The organism is Enterobacter sp. 3U4 (assembly GCF_057224565.1).
Genome location: NZ_CP136665.1, coordinates 415,470 through 436,680, shown reverse-complemented (window position 1 = coordinate 436,680; position 21,211 = coordinate 415,470). Strand labels below are relative to the sequence as shown.

21 protein-coding genes, 1 tRNA gene, 1 rRNA gene and 1 other annotated feature are annotated in these 21,211 nt (G+C 53.8%); of the genes, 8 read left to right on the top strand and 15 right to left on the bottom strand.

What is annotated here, in order from left to right:
• Positions 1 to 137 precede the first annotated feature (137 nt).
• The 5 genes from RVY89_RS02150 to rluD all read right to left on the bottom strand — a co-directional run bounded on the left by RVY89_RS02150 (position 138) and on the right by rluD (position 6,678).
• Positions 138 to 213 (bottom strand) — tRNA-Glu (locus RVY89_RS02150).
• Positions 214 to 298: 85 nt separating this feature from the next.
• Positions 299 to 1,838 (bottom strand): 16S ribosomal RNA (locus RVY89_RS02145).
• A gap of 428 nt (positions 1,839 to 2,266) precedes the next feature.
• Complete coding sequence (clpB, locus tag RVY89_RS02140) at positions 2,267 to 4,840, bottom strand: ATP-dependent chaperone ClpB (RefSeq protein WP_484826767.1); 2,574 nt, start codon at positions 4,838 to 4,840, stop codon at positions 2,267 to 2,269.
• Between the two features lie 129 nt (positions 4,841 to 4,969).
• The gene (yfiH, locus tag RVY89_RS02135) at positions 4,970 to 5,701 is read right to left on the bottom strand and encodes a purine nucleoside phosphorylase YfiH (protein ID WP_484826766.1); all 732 of its coding nucleotides are present in this window, start codon (positions 5,699 to 5,701) and stop codon (positions 4,970 to 4,972) included.
• Positions 5,698 to 6,678, bottom strand: coding sequence for a 23S rRNA pseudouridine(1911/1915/1917) synthase RluD (gene rluD / locus RVY89_RS02130; protein ID WP_023308866.1), 981 nt, complete (start codon positions 6,676 to 6,678; stop codon positions 5,698 to 5,700). The genes yfiH and rluD overlap by 4 nt, the downstream gene beginning before the upstream one ends.
• 131 nt (positions 6,679 to 6,809) lie before the next feature.
• On the opposite strand from rluD, the gene bamD reads away from it, so the two are divergent.
• The 4 genes from bamD (at position 6,810) to pheA (ending at position 9,584) form a co-directional block, all read left to right on the top strand.
• Positions 6,810 to 7,547: an outer membrane protein assembly factor BamD gene (gene bamD / locus RVY89_RS02125; RefSeq protein WP_023308867.1), complete on the top strand. Its 738-nt coding sequence runs from the start codon at positions 6,810 to 6,812 to the stop codon at positions 7,545 to 7,547.
• A gap of 268 nt (positions 7,548 to 7,815) precedes the next feature.
• Complete coding sequence (raiA, locus tag RVY89_RS02120) at positions 7,816 to 8,157, top strand: ribosome-associated translation inhibitor RaiA (RefSeq protein WP_003863162.1); 342 nt, start codon at positions 7,816 to 7,818, stop codon at positions 8,155 to 8,157.
• Positions 8,158 to 8,267: 110 nt separating this feature from the next.
• Positions 8,268 to 8,393 (top strand) — a sequence feature (Phe leader region).
• Positions 8,269 to 8,316 carry a pheA operon leader peptide PheL gene (gene pheL, locus RVY89_RS02115; protein WP_100249759.1) on the top strand — a complete coding sequence of 16 codons (48 nt, stop codon included), beginning with the start codon at positions 8,269 to 8,271 and terminating at the stop codon, positions 8,314 to 8,316. It overlaps the preceding feature by 48 nt.
• Positions 8,394 to 8,423: 30 nt before the next feature.
• Positions 8,424 to 9,584 carry a bifunctional chorismate mutase/prephenate dehydratase gene (gene pheA / locus RVY89_RS02110; protein WP_028014117.1) on the top strand — a complete coding sequence of 387 codons (1,161 nt, stop codon included), beginning with the start codon at positions 8,424 to 8,426 and terminating at the stop codon, positions 9,582 to 9,584.
• Here pheA and RVY89_RS02105 read toward each other — a convergent pair.
• Genes RVY89_RS02105 through aroF form a run of 3 tightly spaced genes read right to left on the bottom strand, consistent with a single transcriptional unit; the run spans position 9,581 to position 12,716 of the window.
• On the bottom strand, positions 9,581 to 10,453 hold the full coding sequence (locus RVY89_RS02105; protein ID WP_484826765.1) for an SMP-30/gluconolactonase/LRE family protein: 873 nt from the start codon (positions 10,451 to 10,453) through the stop codon (positions 9,581 to 9,583). The two genes, pheA and RVY89_RS02105, sit on opposite strands and share 4 nt — an antisense overlap.
• A gap of 60 nt (positions 10,454 to 10,513) precedes the next feature.
• Positions 10,514 to 11,635: a bifunctional chorismate mutase/prephenate dehydrogenase gene (tyrA, locus tag RVY89_RS02100; RefSeq protein ID WP_126796488.1), complete on the bottom strand. Its 1,122-nt coding sequence runs from the start codon at positions 11,633 to 11,635 to the stop codon at positions 10,514 to 10,516.
• 10 nt (positions 11,636 to 11,645) lie between these two features.
• Positions 11,646 to 12,716: a 3-deoxy-7-phosphoheptulonate synthase AroF gene (gene aroF, locus RVY89_RS02095; protein WP_484826764.1), complete on the bottom strand. Its 1,071-nt coding sequence runs from the start codon at positions 12,714 to 12,716 to the stop codon at positions 11,646 to 11,648.
• 214 nt (positions 12,717 to 12,930) lie between these two features.
• Here aroF and RVY89_RS02090 point away from each other — a divergent pair, with 214 nt between their 5' ends.
• The 4 genes from RVY89_RS02090 (at position 12,931) to RVY89_RS02075 (ending at position 15,705) form a co-directional block, all read left to right on the top strand.
• A complete protein-coding gene (locus tag RVY89_RS02090) occupies positions 12,931 to 13,305 on the top strand; it encodes a DUF2799 domain-containing protein (RefSeq protein ID WP_484826763.1) in 375 nt (124 codons plus the stop codon).
• Positions 13,306 to 13,457: 152 nt separating this feature from the next.
• On the top strand, positions 13,458 to 13,994 hold the full coding sequence (gene yfiR / locus RVY89_RS02085; RefSeq protein ID WP_484827891.1) for a regulatory sequestration protein YfiR: 537 nt from the start codon (positions 13,458 to 13,460) through the stop codon (positions 13,992 to 13,994).
• A complete protein-coding gene (dgcN, locus tag RVY89_RS02080) occupies positions 13,987 to 15,207 on the top strand; it encodes a diguanylate cyclase DgcN/YfiN (protein ID WP_484826762.1) in 1,221 nt (406 codons plus the stop codon). The genes yfiR and dgcN overlap by 8 nt, the downstream gene beginning before the upstream one ends.
• 12 nt (positions 15,208 to 15,219) lie before the next feature.
• On the top strand, positions 15,220 to 15,705 hold the full coding sequence (locus RVY89_RS02075; protein ID WP_371898009.1) for an OmpA family protein: 486 nt from the start codon (positions 15,220 to 15,222) through the stop codon (positions 15,703 to 15,705).
• A gap of 2 nt (positions 15,706 to 15,707) precedes the next feature.
• Here the strand turns inward: RVY89_RS02075 and RVY89_RS02070 are convergent, their stop codons facing one another.
• The 7 genes from RVY89_RS02070 to ffh form a co-directional block, all read right to left on the bottom strand.
• On the bottom strand, positions 15,708 to 17,078 hold the full coding sequence (locus RVY89_RS02070; RefSeq protein WP_484826761.1) for a PepSY-associated TM helix domain-containing protein: 1,371 nt from the start codon (positions 17,076 to 17,078) through the stop codon (positions 15,708 to 15,710).
• 39 nt (positions 17,079 to 17,117) lie between these two features.
• A complete protein-coding gene (locus tag RVY89_RS02065; protein WP_484826760.1) occupies positions 17,118 to 17,522 on the bottom strand; it encodes a DUF2946 domain-containing protein in 405 nt (134 codons plus the stop codon).
• 131 nt (positions 17,523 to 17,653) lie between these two features.
• Positions 17,654 to 18,001 carry a 50S ribosomal protein L19 gene (gene rplS, locus RVY89_RS02060; RefSeq protein ID WP_002914145.1) on the bottom strand — a complete coding sequence of 116 codons (348 nt, stop codon included), beginning with the start codon at positions 17,999 to 18,001 and terminating at the stop codon, positions 17,654 to 17,656.
• A gap of 43 nt (positions 18,002 to 18,044) precedes the next feature.
• On the bottom strand, positions 18,045 to 18,812 hold the full coding sequence (trmD, locus tag RVY89_RS02055) for a tRNA (guanosine(37)-N1)-methyltransferase TrmD (protein ID WP_008502493.1): 768 nt from the start codon (positions 18,810 to 18,812) through the stop codon (positions 18,045 to 18,047).
• A 31-nt stretch (positions 18,813 to 18,843) separates the two neighbouring features.
• Positions 18,844 to 19,383, bottom strand: coding sequence for a ribosome maturation factor RimM (rimM, locus tag RVY89_RS02050; protein WP_029741020.1), 540 nt, complete (start codon positions 19,381 to 19,383; stop codon positions 18,844 to 18,846).
• Between the two features lie 15 nt (positions 19,384 to 19,398).
• The gene (gene rpsP, locus RVY89_RS02045) at positions 19,399 to 19,647 is read right to left on the bottom strand and encodes a 30S ribosomal protein S16 (RefSeq protein WP_003863133.1); all 249 of its coding nucleotides are present in this window, start codon (positions 19,645 to 19,647) and stop codon (positions 19,399 to 19,401) included.
• 136 nt (positions 19,648 to 19,783) lie between these two features.
• Positions 19,784 to 21,145 (bottom strand): signal recognition particle protein, encoded by a 1,362-nt coding sequence (gene ffh / locus RVY89_RS02040; protein WP_014884878.1) that lies wholly within the window; start codon positions 21,143 to 21,145, stop codon positions 19,784 to 19,786.
• Between the last annotated feature and the right edge of the window lie 66 nt (positions 21,146 to 21,211).

The following is a 21,211-nucleotide window of genomic DNA, read 5'->3' as shown; positions in this document are numbered from 1 at the left end:
ACTCGAACACACCTTAAAGATGTGTCGTTTCAATTTTCAGCTTGATCCAGATTTTTAAAGAGCAAATATCTCAAACATGACTCGCAAGTCAGTTTTGAGATATGACGGCAGGTGACTTTCACTCACGAACCAGCAAGTGGCGTCCCCTAGGGGATTCGAACCCCTGTTACCGCCGTGAAAGGGCGGTGTCCTGGGCCTCTAGACGAAGGGGACACTGAAGTCTCAATCGCAAGACGCCTTGCTATTTACTTTTCATCAGACAATCTGTGTGAGCACTACAAAGGCAGGTTCTTTAAGGTAAGGAGGTGATCCAACCGCAGGTTCCCCTACGGTTACCTTGTTACGACTTCACCCCAGTCATGAATCACAAAGTGGTAAGCGCCCTCCCGAAGGTTAAGCTACCTACTTCTTTTGCAACCCACTCCCATGGTGTGACGGGCGGTGTGTACAAGGCCCGGGAACGTATTCACCGTAGCATTCTGATCTACGATTACTAGCGATTCCGACTTCATGGAGTCGAGTTGCAGACTCCAATCCGGACTACGACGCACTTTATGAGGTCCGCTTGCTCTCGCGAGGTCGCTTCTCTTTGTATGCGCCATTGTAGCACGTGTGTAGCCCTACTCGTAAGGGCCATGATGACTTGACGTCATCCCCACCTTCCTCCAGTTTATCACTGGCAGTCTCCTTTGAGTTCCCGGCCGAACCGCTGGCAACAAAGGATAAGGGTTGCGCTCGTTGCGGGACTTAACCCAACATTTCACAACACGAGCTGACGACAGCCATGCAGCACCTGTCTCAGAGTTCCCGAAGGCACCAAAGCATCTCTGCTAAGTTCTCTGGATGTCAAGAGTAGGTAAGGTTCTTCGCGTTGCATCGAATTAAACCACATGCTCCACCGCTTGTGCGGGCCCCCGTCAATTCATTTGAGTTTTAACCTTGCGGCCGTACTCCCCAGGCGGTCGACTTAACGCGTTAGCTCCGGAAGCCACGCCTCAAGGGCACAACCTCCAAGTCGACATCGTTTACGGCGTGGACTACCAGGGTATCTAATCCTGTTTGCTCCCCACGCTTTCGCACCTGAGCGTCAGTCTTTGTCCAGGGGGCCGCCTTCGCCACCGGTATTCCTCCAGATCTCTACGCATTTCACCGCTACACCTGGAATTCTACCCCCCTCTACAAGACTCTAGCCTGCCAGTTTCGAATGCAGTTCCCAGGTTGAGCCCGGGGATTTCACATCCGACTTGACAGACCGCCTGCGTGCGCTTTACGCCCAGTAATTCCGATTAACGCTTGCACCCTCCGTATTACCGCGGCTGCTGGCACGGAGTTAGCCGGTGCTTCTTCTGCGGGTAACGTCAATTGCTGAGGTTATTAACCTCAACACCTTCCTCCCCGCTGAAAGTACTTTACAACCCGAAGGCCTTCTTCATACACGCGGCATGGCTGCATCAGGCTTGCGCCCATTGTGCAATATTCCCCACTGCTGCCTCCCGTAGGAGTCTGGACCGTGTCTCAGTTCCAGTGTGGCTGGTCATCCTCTCAGACCAGCTAGGGATCGTCGCCTAGGTGAGCCGTTACCCCACCTACTAGCTAATCCCATCTGGGCACATCTGATGGCAAGAGGCCCGAAGGTCCCCCTCTTTGGTCTTGCGACGTTATGCGGTATTAGCTACCGTTTCCAGTAGTTATCCCCCTCCATCAGGCAGTTTCCCAGACATTACTCACCCGTCCGCCGCTCGTCACCCAAGAGCAAGCTCCCTGTGCTACCGCTCGACTTGCATGTGTTAGGCCTGCCGCCAGCGTTCAATCTGAGCCATGATCAAACTCTTCAATTTAAGTTTGATGCTCGTGAATTAAACTTCGTAATGAATTACGTATGTTCACTCAGAGACTTGGTATTCATTTATTGTCCGAAGACATTAAGAATCCATGTCACTTTGAGTGCCCACACAGATTGTCTGATAAATTGTTAAAGAGCAGTGCCGCTTCGCTTTTCGCAGCGGCGCGGGGTGTGCATATTACGCTTTCCCGCTTCAGAGTCAAGCGTTTATTTACGCTATTCTCTGCTGACCCGGCGGCGTGTGTGCCGTTGTTCCGTGTCAGTGGAGGCGCATTATAGGGAGTAATTCTGAACCTGCAAGGATAAAGTGAAAATTATTCACTGACTGCTCACTTTCCAGGCAATACCAACTCCAGACCTCAATTTTCGCCTGGTTTTTAAACAAAAACGAGCCGCAAGCGGCTCGTTTTTGCGTTTTGTGACTTACTGCACTGCCACAATGCGATCGTCGTTGGCTTCCAGACGGATAACTTTGCCTGGAATCAACTCTCCGGAGAGGATCTGCTGCGCCAGCGGGTTTTCGATCTGCTGCTGGATAGCACGTTTTAATGGACGCGCACCGTACACCGGATCGTAACCATTCTCGCTCAGCAGCTTCAGCGCCTCGTCGGAGATGTGAATTTCATAGCCACGCTCTTCCAGACGTTTGTACAGACGCTGCAGCTGAATCTGTGCAATCGACGCAATGTGTTTATCCCCCAGAGGATGGAATACCACCACTTCATCAATACGGTTGATGAACTCAGGACGGAAGTTATGGCTCACAACACCGAGCACCAGATCCTTCATATGACCGTAATCCAGTTCACCGAAGCGTTCCTGAATCAAATCAGAACCCAGGTTTGAGGTCATGATGACAACCGTATTACGGAAGTCGACCGTTCTCCCCTGCCCGTCGGTCAGACGACCATCGTCCAGCACCTGAAGCAGAATGTTGAACACATCCGGATGCGCTTTTTCCACCTCATCCAGCAGGATGACGGAATAAGGGCGTCGGCGAACCGCTTCCGTCAGGTACCCCCCTTCTTCATAACCAACGTATCCCGGAGGCGCACCGACCAGACGCGAGACGGAGTGTTTCTCCATAAACTCTGACATGTCGATACGCACCATCGCATCGTCGCTGTCAAACATAAAGTTAGCCAGCGCTTTACACAGCTCGGTTTTACCGACACCCGTCGGCCCCAGGAACAGGAACGAACCAATCGGACGGTTTGGATCGGACAGCCCCGCACGACTACGACGAATAGCGTTCGATACCGCCTCAACCGCTTCGTTTTGACCAATCACACGATTGTGGAGATCGTTCTCCATGCGCAGCAGTTTTTCACGCTCACCTTCCAGCATGCGCGCCACCGGAATACCGGTCCAGCGGGCAAGCACTTCCGCGATTTCTGCATCCGTCACTTTATTACGTAACAGACGCATCGTTTTCCCTTCTGACTGCGTCGCTATCTCAAGCTGTTTTTCCAGCTCAGGAATTTTGCCGTACTGCAGTTCAGACATCCGCGCCAGATCGCCGACGCGGCGAGCTTGCTCAATGGCAATTTTTGCCTGTTCGAGTTCAGCTTTAATGGTCTGAGTGCCGGAAAGGGATGCTTTCTCGGCTTTCCACTCTTCTTCCAGCTCAGAATACTGGCGCTCTTTATCGTCCAGTTCTTCATTGAGCATATCCAGGCGTTTCTTACTGGCTTCATCAGACTCTTTCTTCAGCGCCTGCTGTTCCAGCTTGAGCTGAATGATGCGTCGATCGAGTCTATCCAGCTCTTCCGGCTTCGAGTCAATCTGCATACGAATGCTCGACGCCGCTTCATCAATCAGGTCGATTGCTTTATCCGGCAGCTGACGGTCAGCGATATAACGATGCGAAAGCGTCGCGGCCGCAACGATGGCCGGGTCTGTGATCTGCACGTGGTGATGCAGTTCATAGCGCTCTTTCAGACCACGCAGGATCGCGATGGTATCTTCAACGCTTGGTTCAGCAACAAACACTTTCTGGAAACGGCGTTCCAGCGCAGCATCTTTCTCAATGTACTGCCGATACTCGTCAAGCGTAGTGGCACCGACGCAGTGAAGTTCACCGCGCGCCAGGGCAGGTTTCAGCATGTTCCCGGCATCCATCGCGCCGTCCGCTTTACCCGCACCGACCATGGTGTGCAGTTCATCGATAAACAGAATGACGTTGCCTTCCTGCTTCGCCAGGTCGTTAAGCACGCCTTTGAGACGCTCTTCGAACTCGCCACGGTATTTCGCACCGGCCACCAGCGCGCCCATATCCAGCGCCAGTACGCGGCGACCTTTCAGGCCTTCCGGCACTTCCCCGTTGACGATACGCTGCGCCAGCCCTTCAACGATGGCGGTTTTACCGACACCCGGTTCACCAATCAGCACCGGGTTGTTCTTGGTGCGACGCTGCAGTACCTGAATCGTACGGCGGATTTCTTCATCACGGCCGATAACCGGGTCAAGTTTGCCCTGTTCAGCTCGCTCGGTCAGATCGACCGTAAATTTCTTCAAAGCCTGACGTTGGTCTTCGGCTCCCTGATCGTTCACGCTTTCACCTCCGCGCATTTTCTCAATCGCCTGAGTCACATTGGCGGTGGTCGCACCGGCAGATTTCAGCAGGTCGGTCAAGGTACCGCGTGATTCAAGCGCCGCCAGAACAAACAGCTCTGACGAAATAAAGTTGTCCCCACGTTTTTGCGCCAGCTTGTCGCAAAGGTTCAGCACGCGCACCAGATCCTGCGACGGCTGAACGTCGCCGCCGGTACCTTCTACCTGCGGTAAACGGCTCAGCGCCTGATCGATAGCGGTGCGTAGCTGGCCAGCATTAATGCCAGCGGACGTTAATAAAGGACGTACCGATCCCCCTTCCTGATTCAGCAAGGCGCTCATTAAATGAAGAGGTTCGATAAATTGGTTGTCGTGCCCCAGTGCAAGGGACTGGGCATCGGCGAGAGCAAGCTGGAATTTATTAGTAAGACGATCCAGACGCATAACTCCTCCCATAACAGGTCAAATTTGCTACTGGAGATTAAATGAGGTCATCCCTCAATTATTCAAGGTTAATGACCTGAATTATGTGAAAAGAAAACGGCACGTACCGGATCGTCTTGATTCTTTAGGTTATATCAGCCAAATAAAACTTGCCATACGACCAGTGGTCTTGTCGCGGCGATAAGAGAAAAAATCACCCTTTTCGGTGAATGTGCAGCGATCGCCGCCGGAGATCTGCGTTACGCCCACGTTATTCAAACGCTGGCGGGCAAGCTGGTAAATATCGGCCAGATATTTATCTCCCGTAGGCAGGAATGCTTCCACCGCTTGCGGATCTTTTTCCATAAAGGCTTCGCGGACCTCTGCGCCCACTTCAAAAGCGCGAGGACCAATGGCCGGGCCAAGCCAGGCCAAGATATTGGCTGGCTCATCCTTAAAGCAGGCGACTGTTTCTTCGAGTACGCCTTCACACAGACCACGCCAGCCCGCGTGTGCTGCTGCCACCTCCGTACCTGCACGGTTACAGAACAGAACCGGCAGACAATCAGCGGTCATCACGGCACAAACGGTTCCCGGAGTATTACTGTAAGAGGCATCAGCGCGTTTAGAAGCATAGGGTTCTCCCGTCAACTTCAGTACCGCGTTACCGTGAACCTGTTCCAGCCAGACCGGTTTCGACGGCAAGTTCCCTGCAGCAAAAAGACGCCTGCGGTTCTCTTCCACGTGTTCCAGGTTGTCACCACAGTGCGCGCCGAGGTTCAACGACTCCCACGCGCCCTGGCTAACACCGCCAGTACGGGTTGAACTGCAGGCAGCCACGCCAGCAGGCAATGGCCACTCCGGGACAATCAGTTTGGTCATAACCAGTCCACTTGATCCTTATGTTCTTCGAAATCAGCACGCATGGCGTCAATAAGATCCACCATATCCTGCGGGATAGGCGCATGCCACTCCATCTGAATACCGGTGATAGGGTGGTAAAGACGCAGCATGGTTGCGTGCAGCGCCTGACGATCGAATTTACGCAATACGCTGATGAATTCATCCGATGCGCCTTTAGGCGGACGCGGACGGCCACCGTAGACCTGATCCCCCACCAGCGGATGGGTAATGTGGGCCATATGCACGCGGATCTGGTGAGTACGCCCGGTTTCAAGACGCAGACGCAGGCGCGTATGAATACGGAAGTGTTCCATAATGCGATAGTGCGTCACCGCCGGTTTACCCATCGGATGCACCGACATATGGGTACGTTTGGTTGGGTGACGGCTGATTGGCTCTTCTACCGTCCCGCCAGAGGTCATATGCCCAATAGCTACCGCTTCATACTCACGGGTGATTTCGCGCAGCTGCAGCGATTCCACCAGACGGGTCTGAGCGGGAACGGTCTTCGCCACCACCATCAAACCGGTAGTGTCTTTATCCAGACGGTGCACGATGCCCGCGCGTGGGACATCCGCGATCGGCGGATAGTAATGGAGAAGTGCGTTAAGTACCGTACCGTCCGGATTCCCCGCGCCCGGATGAACAACCAGGTCGCGCGGCTTGTTGATCACCAGAATGTCATCATCTTCATAGACGATGTCCAGTGGGATATCCTGCGGCTCGAAGCGGATTTCCTCTTCGATTTCAGCATTGATGGCGACAGCTTCCCCACCTAACACTTTCTCTTTTGGTTTGTCCCAGATCTTGCCGTTTACCAGCACGCGCTGGTCAAGGATCCATTCTTTTATGCGTGAACGCGAATAATCAGGGAACAATTCGGCCAAAGCCTGATCTAAGCGTTGACCGAGCTGATTTTCGGAGACTGTTGCGGTGAGTTCTACTCGTTGTGCCATAAACTGCTTCTTCGTTTAACGTTGGGTTTTACGGCTTTGCCGTTTAATATAGTGTGCTATTGTAGCTGGTCTTAATCGGGAGCAGGAACAGAGTTTCTCCCGGACAAACATTTGAGGAAAGTCAAAACGTCATGACGCGCATGAAATATCTGGTGGCAGCGGCCACGTTGAGCCTGGCTTTGGTGGGCTGCTCCGGTTCAAATGAACAGGTCCCTGACAATCCGCCGAATGAAATCTATGCGACTGCACAACAAAAGTTGCAGGACGGTAACTGGAAACAGGCGATAACGCAACTGGAAGCGTTGGATAATCGCTATCCATTTGGTCCATATTCGCAGCAGGTACAGTTAGATCTCATCTACGCATACTATAAAAATGCCGATCTGCCGCTGGCTCAGGCAACCATCGATCGTTTCATGCGTCTGAACCCGACTCATCCTAACATCGACTACGTGATGTACATGCGCGGCCTCACTAACATGGCGCTGGACGACAGTGCGCTGCAGGGCTTCTTTGGCGTGGATCGTTCTGACCGTGACCCGCAGCATGCGCGTGATGCCTTCAATGACTTCTCCAAGCTGGTGCGCGGCTATCCGAACAGCCAGTACGTGACCGACGCCACCAAGCGTCTGGTGTTCCTGAAAGATCGTCTGGCGAAATATGAATACTCCGTGGCGGAATACTATACCCGCCGTGGCGCATGGGTCGCCGTGGTTAACCGCGTAGAAGGTATGCTGCGTGATTACCCGGATACTCAGGCAACCCGCGACGGCCTGAAGCTGATGGAAAACGCTTACCGTCAGATGCAGATGACCGCTCAGGCTGAAAAAGTGGCGAAAATCATCGCCGCGAACAGCAGCAACACCTGATTTTGCCTCAATGCAAAACGGCAGCCCTCGGGCTGCCGTTTTTTTATTCGTTTCTCAGCATCGCTGAAGCGCTTAAGCCTCAACACATCCAGTCAACTATGGCTCCAATTTTTGCCTTCTACAAGGTAAATCTCACCTCTTCCTGCCCTGCCTCACAAAAAAGATTCCCTGACAAAAACCGACAAAATAACGTGATCTAAATCACACATTTTGACATTAGGTCGGGTATGCTGGAATCACCAAGACGGAAAGACAAGAGGTAAAATTTATGACAATGAACATTACCAGTAAACAAATGGAAATTACTCCGGCAATCCGCCAGCACGTCGCAGACCGTCTCGCCAAACTGGATAAATGGCAAACTCATTTGATTAATCCACATATCATCCTGTCCAAGGAGCCGCAGGGTTTCATCGCTGACGCAACTATCAATACTCCAAACGGCCATCTGGTCGCCAGCGCAAAACACGAGGATATGTACACCGCTATTAACGATTTGATCAACAAGCTGGAACGGCAGCTCAATAAAGTGCAACACAAAGGTGAAGCCCGTCGCGCCGCAACATCGGTGAAAGACGCCAGCTTCGCGGAAGAAGTTGAAGAAGAGTAATCCTTTAAATTGAGTGTACCGCCAACGCGCCTTCGGGCGCGTTTTTTGTTTTTTATTGACAGGGTGAAAACAGTACGGGTACTTTAACGGTATCAATCACAGGATGACTTCATGAAACTTACGCCGTTCTTCTTCGCATTCTTTTTTACCTTCCCCTGACCGGGAGGCGTTTCGTCGTGTGATAAAGAATGCGAAGACGAACAACAAGGCCTCCCACACCGGGGGGCCTTTTTTATTGATAACGATAAAATGAGACAGGCAACACTATGACACCGGAAAACCCGTTACTGGATCTGCGAGTAAAAATCAGCGCGCTGGATGAGAAACTGCTGGCGCTGCTGGCCGAACGCCGCGCCCTTGCCGTTGAAGTGGGCAAAGCCAAGCTGGACTCCCATCGTCCGGTCCGTGATATTGACCGCGAGCGGGATCTGCTGGAACGTCTTATTCAGCTCGGCAAAGCGCATCACCTTGATGCCCACTACATTACCCGGTTGTTCCAGCTCATCATCGAAGACTCCGTTCTTACCCAGCAAGCGCTGCTCCAGCAGCATCTGAACAAAACCAATCCACACTCTGCGCGTATCGCCTTTCTCGGTCCGAAGGGTTCTTATTCTCACCTGGCAGCGCGTCAGTATGCAGCACGCCATTTCGAAGAATTTATTGAGAGCGGCTGCGCTAAGTTTGCCGACATTTTTAATCAGGTTGAGACCGGCCAGGCGGATTACGCCGTCGTACCGATTGAAAACACCAGCTCCGGCGCCATCAACGACGTTTACGATTTGCTGCAGCACACCAGCCTGTCGCTGGTAGGAGAGCTGACGATCCCTATCGATCACTGTGTGCTGGTCTCCGGCTCAACGGATCTGAACACAATCGAAACCGTCTACAGTCACCCGCAGCCGTTCCAGCAGTGCAGCCAGTTCCTGAACCGCTATCCGAACTGGAAAATTGAGTACACCGAAAGCACCTCGGCGGCGATGGAAAAAGTGGCGCAGGCGAACTCCCCCACCGTCGCGGCGCTCGGCAGCGAAGCGGGCGGCGCGCTGTATGGTTTACAGGTGCTGGAACGTAACCTGGCAAACCAGACGCAAAACATTACCCGCTTCGTGGTGCTCGCCCGCAAGGCAATCAATGTGTCAGACCAGGTGCCAGCCAAAACCACGCTGCTGATGGCCACCGGCCAACAGGCCGGTGCGCTGGTTGAAGCCCTGCTGGTACTGCGTAATCACAACCTGATCATGACCAGGCTGGAATCGCGCCCAATCCACGGTAACCCGTGGGAAGAGATGTTCTACCTCGATATCCAGGCCAACCTGGAGTCTGCTTCCATGCAGAAGGCCCTTCGCGAGCTGGGCGAAATCACCCGCTCTATGAAAGTGCTGGGCTGCTATCCGAGCGAAAACGTCGTGCCGGTCGATCCGAGCTAGCGTTCGATAAAACGGCTTTTCTTCATCCCTGCCACGCTCACCGGCAGGGTGAAGATGGCGCCGGAGAGCGGATATTTCGCCACCTCCTCCGCATCCATATTTTCCCGCGTGGTGGTAATAAACAGCGTTTTCATATCATCGCCGCCAAAGCAAACCATCGTCGGACAACGTACCGGCATACGGTATTCTTCCAGTTGCTCCCCTTGCGGTGAAAAACGCGCAATACGCCAGCCGTCAAACAGCGCGCTCCAGTAGCAGCCTTCCACATCCATCGCCGCGCCGTCCGGTATCCCTTCGCCCTCTTTAAACTGGCGAAACACCTCACGCCTGCCGGGTTCGCCCTGCTCATCAAGCGGCGTACGGTAAATAACGCCGTTTGGCGTGTCTGAGGTAAACATCCACCGCTCATCAGTACTAAACGCTAAACCGTTGTGCCCGTGAATATCGCACTGGATCACTTTCGGCGTCAGGTCGTTGTCGATTCGCATTAACAGGGCACCGTTGTAATCTCCCGGCCCCCAAAACGTGCCCGCGTAGAACCGCCCCAGAGAATCGGTGCCGCCGTCGTTAAAACGCGCCAGCTGAGGGTTAGAGGGGTTGTCACACACCTTGCGGCGCAGCAGCCCGTGTTTATCGGTCAGCCAGATACCCGTTCGCATCGCAACGATAAACCCACCCTGCTCGCGCAGCGCAAAACAACCCACCTCCTCATGGAAAGAGAGCACGGTGTGTTCCGCCGTCGGCAGATGATATTTGTGGATTTCTCCTTCCAGTATATCGGCCCAGTAAAGCGCGTGCTCTTCTGCGCTCCACGTCGGGCATTCAGGCAGATGCCCGGTGTAATTCAACAGCAGCTGCGGTTCGGCCATGACAGTTCCCCAAAATAAAAAAAGCCAGCGATGCTGGCTTTCAGTATATACATCATCGCATTACTGGCGACTGTCATTTGCCTGGCGCAACAGCGTCCGGCTTTCACTCTGGAAACGCTGCGCGTAATCGCCAAACCAGTGCTCGACCTTGCGGAAGCTGTCGATAAACGCCTGCTTGTCTCCGTGCTCCAGCAGCGTAATGGCTTCACCAAAGCGCTGATAGTAACGCTTGATCAGCGCCAGGTTGTTCTCGGAGGACATAATAATGTCCGCGTAAAGCTGCGGATCCTGAGCAAACAGACGCCCGACCATCGCCAGTTCCAGACGATAGATAGGTGAAGAGAGTGCCAGCAGTTGTTCAAGCTGCACGTTCTCCTCCGCCAGATGCAGACCGTAGGCAAACGTCGCAAAGTGGCGCAGCGCCTGAATGAACGCCATGTTCTGATCGTGCTCGACCGCGCTGATGCGGTGCAGTCGCGCACCCCATACCTGAATCTGTTCCAGGAACCACTGATAGGCTTCTGGCTGTCGACCGTCGCAGTAAACCACCACCTGCTTAGCCAGGCTGCCGCTGTCCGGGCCAAACATCGGGTGCAGACCCAGCACCGGGCCAGTATGTGCAGCCAGCATTGCCTGCAGCGGACCATTTTTGACGGAGGCCAGATCCACCAGGATGCAATCTTTCGGTAAAGGAGGAAGCTTCCCGACGATCTGCTCCGTCACGTGGATCGGCACGCTGACGATAACCATCCCGGCATCTTTCATGAGTTCCGGTGCCTGCGCCCAGTCCTCTTTTTCCAGAATGCGCACCTGATAGCCAGAAAGCGTCAGCATCTTTTCAAACAGGCGCCCCATCTGCCCAGCACCGCCGACAATCACCACCGGACGCAGGGTCGGACAGAGGGTTTTGAAGCCCTTGTCGTTTTCGCTGGAATAGGACTCCCGCATCACGCGACGCAGAACATCTTCAATCAAGTCCGGCGAAACGCCCAGCGCCTGCGCCTCTTTGCGACGGGAGGCCAGCATGGAGGCCTCGCGCTCCGGGACGTAAATCGGCAGGCCGTATTTGCTTTTCACCTCACCGACTTCGGCGACCAGGGCCATGCGGCGCGCCAGCAGATCCAGCAGCGCCTTATCCACTTCATCAATTTGATCGCGCAGTGCGGTCAATTCAGCAACCATAACTAACCTCTTAAGCCAGACGCGTCGCCAGCTGGCCGTTCAAATCTTTGTGGATCTCACGCAGCAGCGCATCGGTCGTCTCCCAACTGATGCAGGCATCCGTCACGGAAACGCCGTGCTTCATTGCGCTACGCGGTTGTTCAGATGACTGATTGCCTTCATGAATATTGCTCTCAATCATCAGACCGATAATCGAACGGTTGCCATCTTTGATCTGTGCGACCACGGATTCCGCAACCGCAGGCTGGCGACGGTAATCTTTATTCGAATTACCATGACTGCAATCTACCATCAGTGCCGGGCGCAGTCCCGTCTGCTCCATCTCTTTTTCACACTGCGCTACGTCAGCCGGGCTGTAGTTCGGTGCTTTCCCGCCGCGCAGGATCACATGACCGTCCGGGTTGCCCTGCGTTTGCAGGAGGCAGACCTGGCCCGCCTGGTTGATACCGACGAAACGGTGCGGCATGGCGGCAGCGCGCATGGCGTTGATCGCCGTCGCCAGGCTGCCATCGGTACCGTTTTTAAAGCCAACCGGCATCGACAGACCAGACGCCATCTCGCGATGGGTTTGCGATTCTGTGGTTCGCGCACCAATAGCCGACCAGCTGAACAGATCGCCCAGGTACTGCGGGCTGTTCGGGTCCAGCGCTTCGGTTGCCAGCGGCAGCCCCATGCTGACCAGCTCCACCAGCAGGCGACGCGCAATCTTCAGGCCTGCTTCCACATCAAACGAGCCATCCATGTGCGGATCGTTAATCAACCCTTTCCAGCCGACGGTAGTACGTGGCTTCTCAAAATAGACGCGCATCACCAGATAGAGGCTATCGCTGACCTCCTCCGCTAATGTTTTAAATCGACGAGCGTACTCAATGGCGGTTTCAGGATCGTGAATGGAGCAAGGACCACACACCACCAGCAGGCGCGGATCGCGGCCGGCGATGATATTTGAAATGGTCTGACGCGAGTGCTCAATCTGAGCCTCCTGCGCGACGCTCAGCGGAAATTCCGCTTTCAGTTGATCCGGAGTGATTAACACCTGTTCGTCAGTGATATGTACGTTGTTCAGCGCGTCTTTTTGCATGATGGCGATCCTGTAAAGCTCGTTTGCGATAGTTGTTTTCCTCAATGAGGTGAAACCACGATACCATAAAAAGTAAACATTTCAATCCAAAATACGTACACATTAGTTTACACAAGCCAATTTATTGCAAAAATCAGCCGATAAAAACGTAAACTTTAAATTACATACAGATTTTTCTTAGCCAGGCTATGCTGAAGAAAAAAGGAGAAAGGCTATGCGTTCAATTGCTCTCGCGCTGTTGTCGCTGTTTTTAACGGGCTGTCAGATCAATCCTTACACCTTCCAGCCCGACTGGACCAGCCCATCCTGGTTTGATGCCGGGAAAGAAGACGCCATGAATGGCCTGCCGGTTAAAGATAACCAGGCCCTGGCCGATAGTTTTAACGATACACACGTTGATCGTAGTGAATATCTTCGCGGCTATGCTGACGGTCAGAAGAAAATCTGCGAAGAAGGGTTTATTCACGCCTGGGGATTAGCGGGCAAATCGTTCCCTGCCAGTTGCGATACTGCCGAAAACGCGGCAAAACTACGTGCGTCATGGCAGAAAGGGATGGATGAAAGTATGCGCTCCAGCAGAATGAATTAATCTATTTTTATCCACCGGAAAATAAACAACAGTAGGATTTAGCTTAGGTCGGCCTTAGGCTATTTCTGACATAATGACGGCTCTGACAAACAATGGTATTCTGCCCGCAACTCTTAAGGACATCTATTTCCGGAGCGATGTGGCGGATTCTGGTGAGAAATTTATTCTTGATCTCTTTTTTCCGACTCACTCTGGTGATAACGCTATTCCTTATGGTGGGCCCAGCGACGGCAGGCACGCTTACGGAAACGGATAAATCGGTACGCTCGATTGTCTCAGGCATTGTGAGCTATACGCGATGGCCGTCACTATCCGGACAGCCTAAACTCTGCATCTATGCCACGTCTCACTATACGCACGCGCTTAGCGGCGACGAAGGGCACAACGAGTTTCCTTATACTCCCGTTATTGTACGTAACGATCGGGAAGCCCTGGCCGCGACGTGCGATGCGATATATTTCGGGTCTGAATCGCCGGCAAAACAACTTGAATTAATAAGTCAATACCAGGGCAGAGCGTTGCTATTAATCTCAGAGCAAAATCCGGAATGTGTAATTGGCAGTGCCTTTTGCCTGATGATCGATCGCGGCCAGGTACGGTTTTCCGTCAACCTGGATGCATTGACGCGCAGTGGCGTAAGAGTCAATCCGGATGTATTAATGCTGGCACGGAATAAGCAGCATGGATAAAGATTTCACTTCAACGCCACGTCCGACGTTTAAAAGAACGTTGAGGCGAAACAGCATGATAAGCGTCATCATTACGATGACGTTAATATGGCTGCTGCTCTGTTTCGCTTCCGTCGTGACGTTAAAACAATACGCGCAAAAGAATCTCGAATTAACCGGCGCCACAATGAGCCACAGCCTGGAAGCCTCGCTGGTTTTCAACGACTCGCTGGCGGCCAACGAAACGCTTGCCGCCCTGGGCAAACAGGGGCAGTTTGCTGCGGCGGAGGTGATTAACGCGCATAAAAAGCGGTTCGCCTACTGGTCCTGGAACCCGGAGGATAACAACGACACGCTGGGCGCACTGGTCAGCCGCTGGCTTTTCCCCGTTCCGGTTGCGCAGCCCATCATGCATAACGGCTTAACGATCGGCGAAATCCGCCTTACCGCGCGTGACAGTTTGATCAGCCACTTCATCTGGACGTCGTTTGCCGTACTGACCGGCTGCATTCTTTTTGCCGCCGTCGTCGCCCTCATCATTACCCAGTCTTTGCATCGTGGGATGGTCACGGCCCTGCAGAACATTACCGACGTCGTGCATGACGTACGTACTAACCGCAACTTCTCCCGCCGGGTGAAAGACGGCCGTATCGAAGAATTTCACCAGTTTGGCGAGGACTTCAACAGTCTGCTGGATGAAATGGAAGAGTGGCAACTGAAGCTTCAGGCGAAAAACGCCCAGCTGTTGCGGACCGCCATGCACGACCCGCTTACCGGTCTTGCCAACCGCGCGGCGTTTCGTAACAGCATTGCGGCCTTAATGAACGACCCTTCAGCCAAAACAAACTCGGCCCTGCTCTTCCTCGACGGTGATAATTTTAAGTTTATTAACGACACCTGGGGCCACGCGGCAGGAGACTGCGTGCTGATCGAAGTTGCCAGCAGGATGATGGAGTTTGGCGACAAACGTCATCAGGCATACCGCCTTGGCGGTGACGAATTCGCCATGGTGCTGTACGGCGTGCACTCTGAGCTTGAGGTTCAACACATTTGTGCTGCGCTTTCGCAGCAGTTTATCCGTCCGTTTGATCTTCATAACGGACAAAAAGCATCGATGTCACTCAGCATTGGCTTTGCTCTGGCGTGGGAAAATGCTTCCGTGGAAGCATTACTGGAGAGGGCTGACCGCAACATGTACCAGGTGAAAAACCAGCGTACGAAAACAATAAGTTAGAAAGGATACACTATGTTAAAACGTTACTTCGCGCCGTTAGTCCTGGCCTCACTGGTTCTGGCAGGCTGTCAGTCGCCGCCTCAAGGCAAATTCACTCCTGAGCAAATTACGGCGATGAAGTCTTACGGTTTTAACGAACTGAATGGTGACTGGTCCCTTGGCATGTCGGACACCATCCTGTTTGATAAAAATGACGCCAGGCTGCGCCCGGAAAGTGAAAAGCAGATCCAGTCCATGGCCTCTCGCCTGGCGGAAACCGGTCTGAACCACGCACGAATGGACGGTCACACGGATAACTACGGAGAAGAAAGCTACAACGAAGCGCTGTCGTTAAAACGCGCCAATGCCGTGGCCGACGCCTGGGCGAAGGGGGCAAATATCCCGCGCAGCAATCTTACCACGCGGGGATTAGGTCAAAAATACCCGGTTGCGAGCAACAGTACCCCGCAAGGGCGCGCTGAAAACCGCCGCGTCGCAGTGGTGATCAGCACGCCATAGGGTTATTTAGCGGATGATTCGGCGAGCGTCACCCTGGTTGCCGCTCGCCAGCGCAGCCAGTCCACCAGAACAAACAGTGCCAGACTCGCGCCCATGACCGGCAGGGCCAGCCCCAACAGTACGCTAGTTATCACCGTAACGCCTCTTCCCCATCCTGACAGCGCCAGCCAGCTCTGACAAAGCGTTTGTACCGGACTCACTGCCGATTGCGCCGGACGACGCATCCACCACATCCGGTATCCCCAGATAATGAGCACGCACAGCGCGAGGCCGAACGCCACGAGCAGCAGCTGATTTGCAAGGCCGAATAAGATCCCCATATGGAAATCAACGCCCCAGCGGGTCAGTTTTGCCATTAGCGGGAAATCCTCGAATCGGGTTCTGTCCAGAACCTGCAACGTATGAGGATCAACCGCAACGGCATCGACCTGAGTCGGCCAGCTGCGATCGATTTCCGTCACGGTCCAGGCACTATCCATCGTTTTCGCCGGGCGGATCTCCAGCCTGTTGGCATCAATCCCCGCTTTACGCGCCGCGCTTAATACCCCGTCAAACTGCGTCAAATCCATCGCCGTTTCCGGCATCATCATCCCGCCGTGATGACCGCGATGTTCGGCATGTTCATCCGTAAACTCATGTTGGCCGGATAGCGTCGTGTTCACCTGCGGGGTGAGCCAGTTCATCTCTGCCCGCAGCTTATCCACGTTCCCGCCAGCCCACTGGGACCAGGTCAGGCCGGTTGCGGAGAACAGCAGCATTCCACCCAGCAGAACCCAGCCCAGCGTCACGTGCACCCGACGCCGGTTCTGGAAGCGATTGTTGATCCGCCGTTTGGGTCGGGTATAAAACCAAAGGGCAATACCGCCCAGCGCGGCGATCCACATCCACGAGGCTGCAAGCTCGCTGTAGAGTCGCCCCACGTCGCCCAACATCAGAGAGGTATGCAGGTAATCAATGGTCTGACGCAGCGGTAAAATCCCGCTGGTGCCGTATACCGTCATATCTCCCAGCACCGACAGGCTTACCGGATCCACGAAAATAGCGCGGTTCTCCGATGGCCCAAGTTTCGGATCAGCGAACATCACACGGGTGGTTTCGCCTTCAGCCAGCCCCGGACGAACGGCGTGCAAACGTAAATCTGAGCCAACGGTTTTTTCCGCCACGGCGATTTGTTCTGCCAGAGGCTGCGGCTCGCCCGTGGAATCCGTGTGGAGCGCGTTCCGGTAGAGGGCGTTTTCCAGCTGTGGGGTCGCCACATACAGCGTCCCGGTCAGCGCGGCGAAGAAGATAAACGGGCCGACAAACAGCCCGACGTAGAAATGAAGGCGACGCAGCAGGTTTCCCCATGCCGCGCGCGGAGTGCAGGTAGTCATACTTTTCCTTTTTAAGGCAAAAAGTTATCGATTTTGTTTTTAAAGGGAAAAAGCTGACTGCCGCGGCGGCGCGCGGGTATCAGGGTAAAGCCAGGGGAAGAAGTGCCAGTGGCTGACCGCCTGGCGCGGCGGCTTAACGCGAAGCCTCTGCAGCACCACGCTGAGCAGGACGATGAGCGCCAGCATCACGCCAGGGACATGCGCTAACAGCACGCAGTAGCCGCACGCTTCCGCATGGTCGACAGGCATCGTATGCGTCATATCGTCGTGATGGTCATCCATCGACATCATGCTCATATCATGATGCATGCCCGGCATGGCGCTCATGGGATCTTTCTGCAACGAGACGGAGATAAGCGGCGCCACCACGATCAGCAGGATCGCAAACAGCGCGGTCAATGCCGCTGCGCGTTTACGTTTAGGCTGATGCAGTACGTTATCCACTTCCCCTCCATTCAAGAGGCAAGCATTGTAAATGATTTATGACGAAAGGGTTAACGCGAGAGGTGCGATGGGATAAAAAAAGGCCAGCCTTTCGGCCAGCCCTTTCTAACAGGATGTCGCTTAAGCGAATCTTAGTTCAGACGCTCTTTAATACGAGCAGACTTACCAGTACGCTCACGCAGGTAGTACAGTTTAGCTTTACGTACAGCACCACGACGTTTAACAGCAATGCTGTCAACTACCGGAGAGTGAGTCTGGAAGACACGCTCAACGCCTTCGCCGTTGGAAATTTTACGAACAGTGAATGCAGAGTGCAGACCGCGGTTACGAATAGCGATAACCACGCCCTCGAATGCCTGCAGACGTTTTTTGGAACCTTCAACAACCCATACTTTCACTTCCACGGTGTCACCTGGACGGAAGGAAGGTACGTCCTGCTTCATCTGCTCTTGTTCAAGTTGCTTAATAATGTTGCTCATAATTTAATCTCTTATCCTGGGTAAACTGATATTCGGGAGCGTATTACGCATTCCCATCATGTTCATGCTGCTGTTGCGCGTGTTCGGTTTTGAACTCGGCCAGCAACTTTGCTTGCTCTTCAGTCAGAGCCAGGTTTTCCAGAAGTTCAGGTCTTCTAAGCCAGGTTCGGCCCAGCGACTGCTTCAAACGCCAGCGACGTATCTCGGCATGGTTTCCAGACAGTAACACCGCCGGTACTTCCATCCCTTCTAACACTTCAGGACGAGTATAGTGTGGACAGTCCAGCAACCCGTCGGCAAAGGAATCTTCCGTTGCCGAAGCTTCATGGCCCAGAACACCCGGAATAAACCGGGCGACGGAGTCAATCAGCGTCATTGCCGGTAACTCACCACCGCTGAGAACGTAATCGCCGATAGACCATTCTTCGTCAATCTCGGTTTGAATTACGCGCTCATCTATCCCTTCGTAGCGCCCACAGACCAGAATCAGCTTTTGATTCGTCGCCAGTTCGCTCACGCCCGCTTGATCAAGCTTGCGTCCCTGAGGTGACAGATAAATCACCTTTGCGCCTTCACCTGCCGCGGCTTTTGCTGTGTGAATGGCGTCCCGTAAGGGTTGCACCATCATTAGCATCCCCGGTCCGCCGCCGTAAGGACGATCGTCCACGGTACGGTGCCGGTCATGAGTAAAGTCACGAGGACTCCAGCTCTGGATGCTCAGCAGGCCATTCTTTACTGCCCGGCCAGTTACCCCGTAATCGGTAATCGCGCGGAACATTTCAGGAAACAGGCTAATTATGCCAATCCACATAGCACCGTCTTTTACCGTTTATCCGGAGAATTTAAAAACCAGGATCCCAATCTACTTCAATGGTTTGAGTAGTGAGATCGACTTTCTTGATAACCTGTCCATCGAGGAACGGGACCAACCGCTCCTTGATGCCAAATGCATCTTTCAGGTTTGCCTTAATGACGAGAACGTCATTTGACCCGGTTTCCATCATATCGATGACTTTTCCCAGGCTGTAGCCTTCGGTAGTGACTACCTGGCAACCCATAAGGTCTTTCCAGTAGTAGTCGCCCTCTTCCAGCTGTGGCAACTGCGACGAATCCACGACAATTTCACAATTAGTCAGCGCATTCGCAGCATCACGATCGTCAACGCCTTTCAGCTTGATGATGATGTCCTGATTGTGGTGACGCCAGCTTTCCAGCTCGACCTCTTCCCACTTACCGCCTTTCTGGATAAACCAGGGCTGGTAATCAAAAATGCTATCAGCGTCTTCAGTGGAGGAAAACACTCTGAGCCAACCACGGATACCGTAGCAAGAACCCATTTTTCCCAATACGATCGGTTCAACAGGTGCTTTATTGCTCATCATGACCACCGTGACAGATTAAGCTGCTTTGTTTGCTGCTTTGATCAGCGTAGCAACGCGATCGGATACAGTAGCGCCCTGGCCAACCCAGTGAGCGATACGATCCAGATCCAGACGAGTTTCTTCTTCTGCGCCAGCGGCCAGTGGGTTGAAGAAACCAACGCGCTCGATGAAGCGACCGTTGCGTGCATTACGGCTGTCAGTCACAACAACCTGGTAGAACGGACGCTTTTTAGCGCCGTGACGTGCTAAACGAATAGTTACCATAACATCCTCTTGTGTGAATAAAACAACCGGGCCCCATCGAGGAACGGAGCCCGGGTGTCATATTAAAAGCCCGAAAATTTTACTGATTTTTGGGGAAAATGCAATCAGCATCTTAATGCTGAGCATTAAACACGATTTATCTGCCAGGGAATCCTGGTGGCATCATGCCTTTCATCCCGCGCATCATCTTCGCCATGCCGCCTTTCTTCATTTTCTTCATCATGCGCTGCATGTCGTCAAACTGTTTCAGAAGGCGGTTAACGTCCTGCACCTGCATGCCGCAACCGGCTGCGATACGGCGTTTACGAGAACCTTTGATGATGTCCGGGTTAGCGCGCTCTTTCAGCGTCATAGAGTTGATGATTGCCTCCATGCGCACCAGCACCTTGTCATCCATCTGCGCTTTCACGTTGTCAGGGATCTGGCCCATGCCCGGCAGTTTGCCCATCAGGCTGGCCATGCCGCCCATGTTTTTCATCTGACGCAGCTGCTCAAGGAAGTCGGTGAGATCGAAACCGTCACCTTTTTTCAGCTTGCTGGCCAGCTTCTCGGCCTGCGCGCGGTCAACCTTGCTCTCGATATCTTCGATCAGCGACAGCACGTCGCCCATGCCGAGGATACGGGAGGCGATACGATCCGGGTGGAACGGCTCCAGCGCTTCGGTTTTCTCGCCCACGCCGAGGAATTTGATCGGCTTGCCGGTGATGTGACGAATCGAGAGGGCAGCACCGCCGCGGGCGTCACCGTCCACTTTGGTCAGCACCACGCCGGTTAACGGCAGCGCTTCGTTAAACGCTTTCGCGGTATTCGCCGCATCCTGACCGGTCATGGCGTCAACAACAAACAGGGTCTCTACCGGGTTGATAGAGGCATGCACCTGCTTGATCTCGTCCATCATCGCTTCGTCAACGTGCAGACGACCGGCGGTATCCACCAGCAGCACGTCGTAGAATTTCAGCTTCGCCTCTTTCAGCGCGGCGTTAACGATGTCGACAGGCTTCTGCGCCACGTCTGACGGGAAGAAATCCACGCCAACCTGCTCTGCCAGCGTTTCCAGCTGCTTGATCGCCGCCGGGCGATAGACGTCCGCAGAGACCACCAGCACTTTCTTCTTGTGCTTTTCGCGCAGGAATTTACCGAGCTTACCGACGCTGGTGGTTTTACCCGCACCCTGCAGGCCCGCCATCAGCACCACGGCCGGTGGCTGAGCGGCCAGGTTAAGCACCTGGTTCTCTTCGCCCATCGCCGAAACCAGTTCATTACGAACGATTTTGACGAACTCCTGACCCGGGGTCAGGCTCTTGTTAACTTCATGACCAACCGCCTTCTCTTTAACGCGGTTGATAAAATCACGAACAACCGGCAACGCGACGTCTGCTTCCAGCAGCGCCATGCGCACTTCGCGCAGCGTTTCCTTGATGTTCTCTTCAGTAAGGCGTCCGCGGCCGCTGATGTTGCGCAGCGTGCGCGACAAACGATCGGTTAAATTATCAAACATTGTCTCTCGCCTGAGTAGAAACGTTGGGCCGCCATGGGCGACACATACACAGAATTTTGCCGGAGT

Bases quoted from the DNA above. Each gene is read 5' to 3' on its own strand.
- RVY89_RS02090 (WP_484826763.1), top strand. From the start codon at position 12,931: ATGCGTTCAATTGCTCTCGCGCTGTTGTCGCTGTTTTTAACGGGCTGT.
- rluD (WP_023308866.1), bottom strand. From the start codon at position 6,678: ATGGCACAACGAGTAGAACTCACCGCAACAGTCTCCGAAAATCAGCTC.
- dgcN (WP_484826762.1), top strand. From the start codon at position 13,987: ATGGATAAAGATTTCACTTCAACGCCACGTCCGACGTTTAAAAGAACG.
- trmD (WP_008502493.1), bottom strand. From the start codon at position 18,812: ATGTGGATTGGCATAATTAGCCTGTTTCCTGAAATGTTCCGCGCGATT.
- yfiH (WP_484826766.1), bottom strand. From the start codon at position 5,701: ATGACCAAACTGATTGTCCCGGAGTGGCCATTGCCTGCTGGCGTGGCT.
- RVY89_RS02070 (WP_484826761.1), bottom strand. From the start codon at position 17,078: ATGACTACCTGCACTCCGCGCGCGGCATGGGGAAACCTGCTGCGTCGC.
- ffh (WP_014884878.1), bottom strand. From the start codon at position 21,145: ATGTTTGATAATTTAACCGATCGTTTGTCGCGCACGCTGCGCAACATC.
- raiA (WP_003863162.1), top strand. From the start codon at position 7,816: ATGACAATGAACATTACCAGTAAACAAATGGAAATTACTCCGGCAATC.
- aroF (WP_484826764.1), bottom strand. From the start codon at position 12,716: ATGCAAAAAGACGCGCTGAACAACGTACATATCACTGACGAACAGGTG.
- rplS (WP_002914145.1), bottom strand. From the start codon at position 18,001: ATGAGCAACATTATTAAGCAACTTGAACAAGAGCAGATGAAGCAGGAC.
- clpB (WP_484826767.1), bottom strand. From the start codon at position 4,840: ATGCGTCTGGATCGTCTTACTAATAAATTCCAGCTTGCTCTCGCCGAT.
- rimM (WP_029741020.1), bottom strand. From the start codon at position 19,383: ATGATGAGCAATAAAGCACCTGTTGAACCGATCGTATTGGGAAAAATG.
- RVY89_RS02105 (WP_484826765.1), bottom strand. From the start codon at position 10,453: ATGGCCGAACCGCAGCTGCTGTTGAATTACACCGGGCATCTGCCTGAA.
- bamD (WP_023308867.1), top strand. From the start codon at position 6,810: ATGACGCGCATGAAATATCTGGTGGCAGCGGCCACGTTGAGCCTGGCT.
- pheA (WP_028014117.1), top strand. From the start codon at position 8,424: ATGACACCGGAAAACCCGTTACTGGATCTGCGAGTAAAAATCAGCGCG.
- RVY89_RS02075 (WP_371898009.1), top strand. From the start codon at position 15,220: ATGTTAAAACGTTACTTCGCGCCGTTAGTCCTGGCCTCACTGGTTCTG.
- tyrA (WP_126796488.1), bottom strand. From the start codon at position 11,635: ATGGTTGCTGAATTGACCGCACTGCGCGATCAAATTGATGAAGTGGAT.
- rpsP (WP_003863133.1), bottom strand. From the start codon at position 19,647: ATGGTAACTATTCGTTTAGCACGTCACGGCGCTAAAAAGCGTCCGTTC.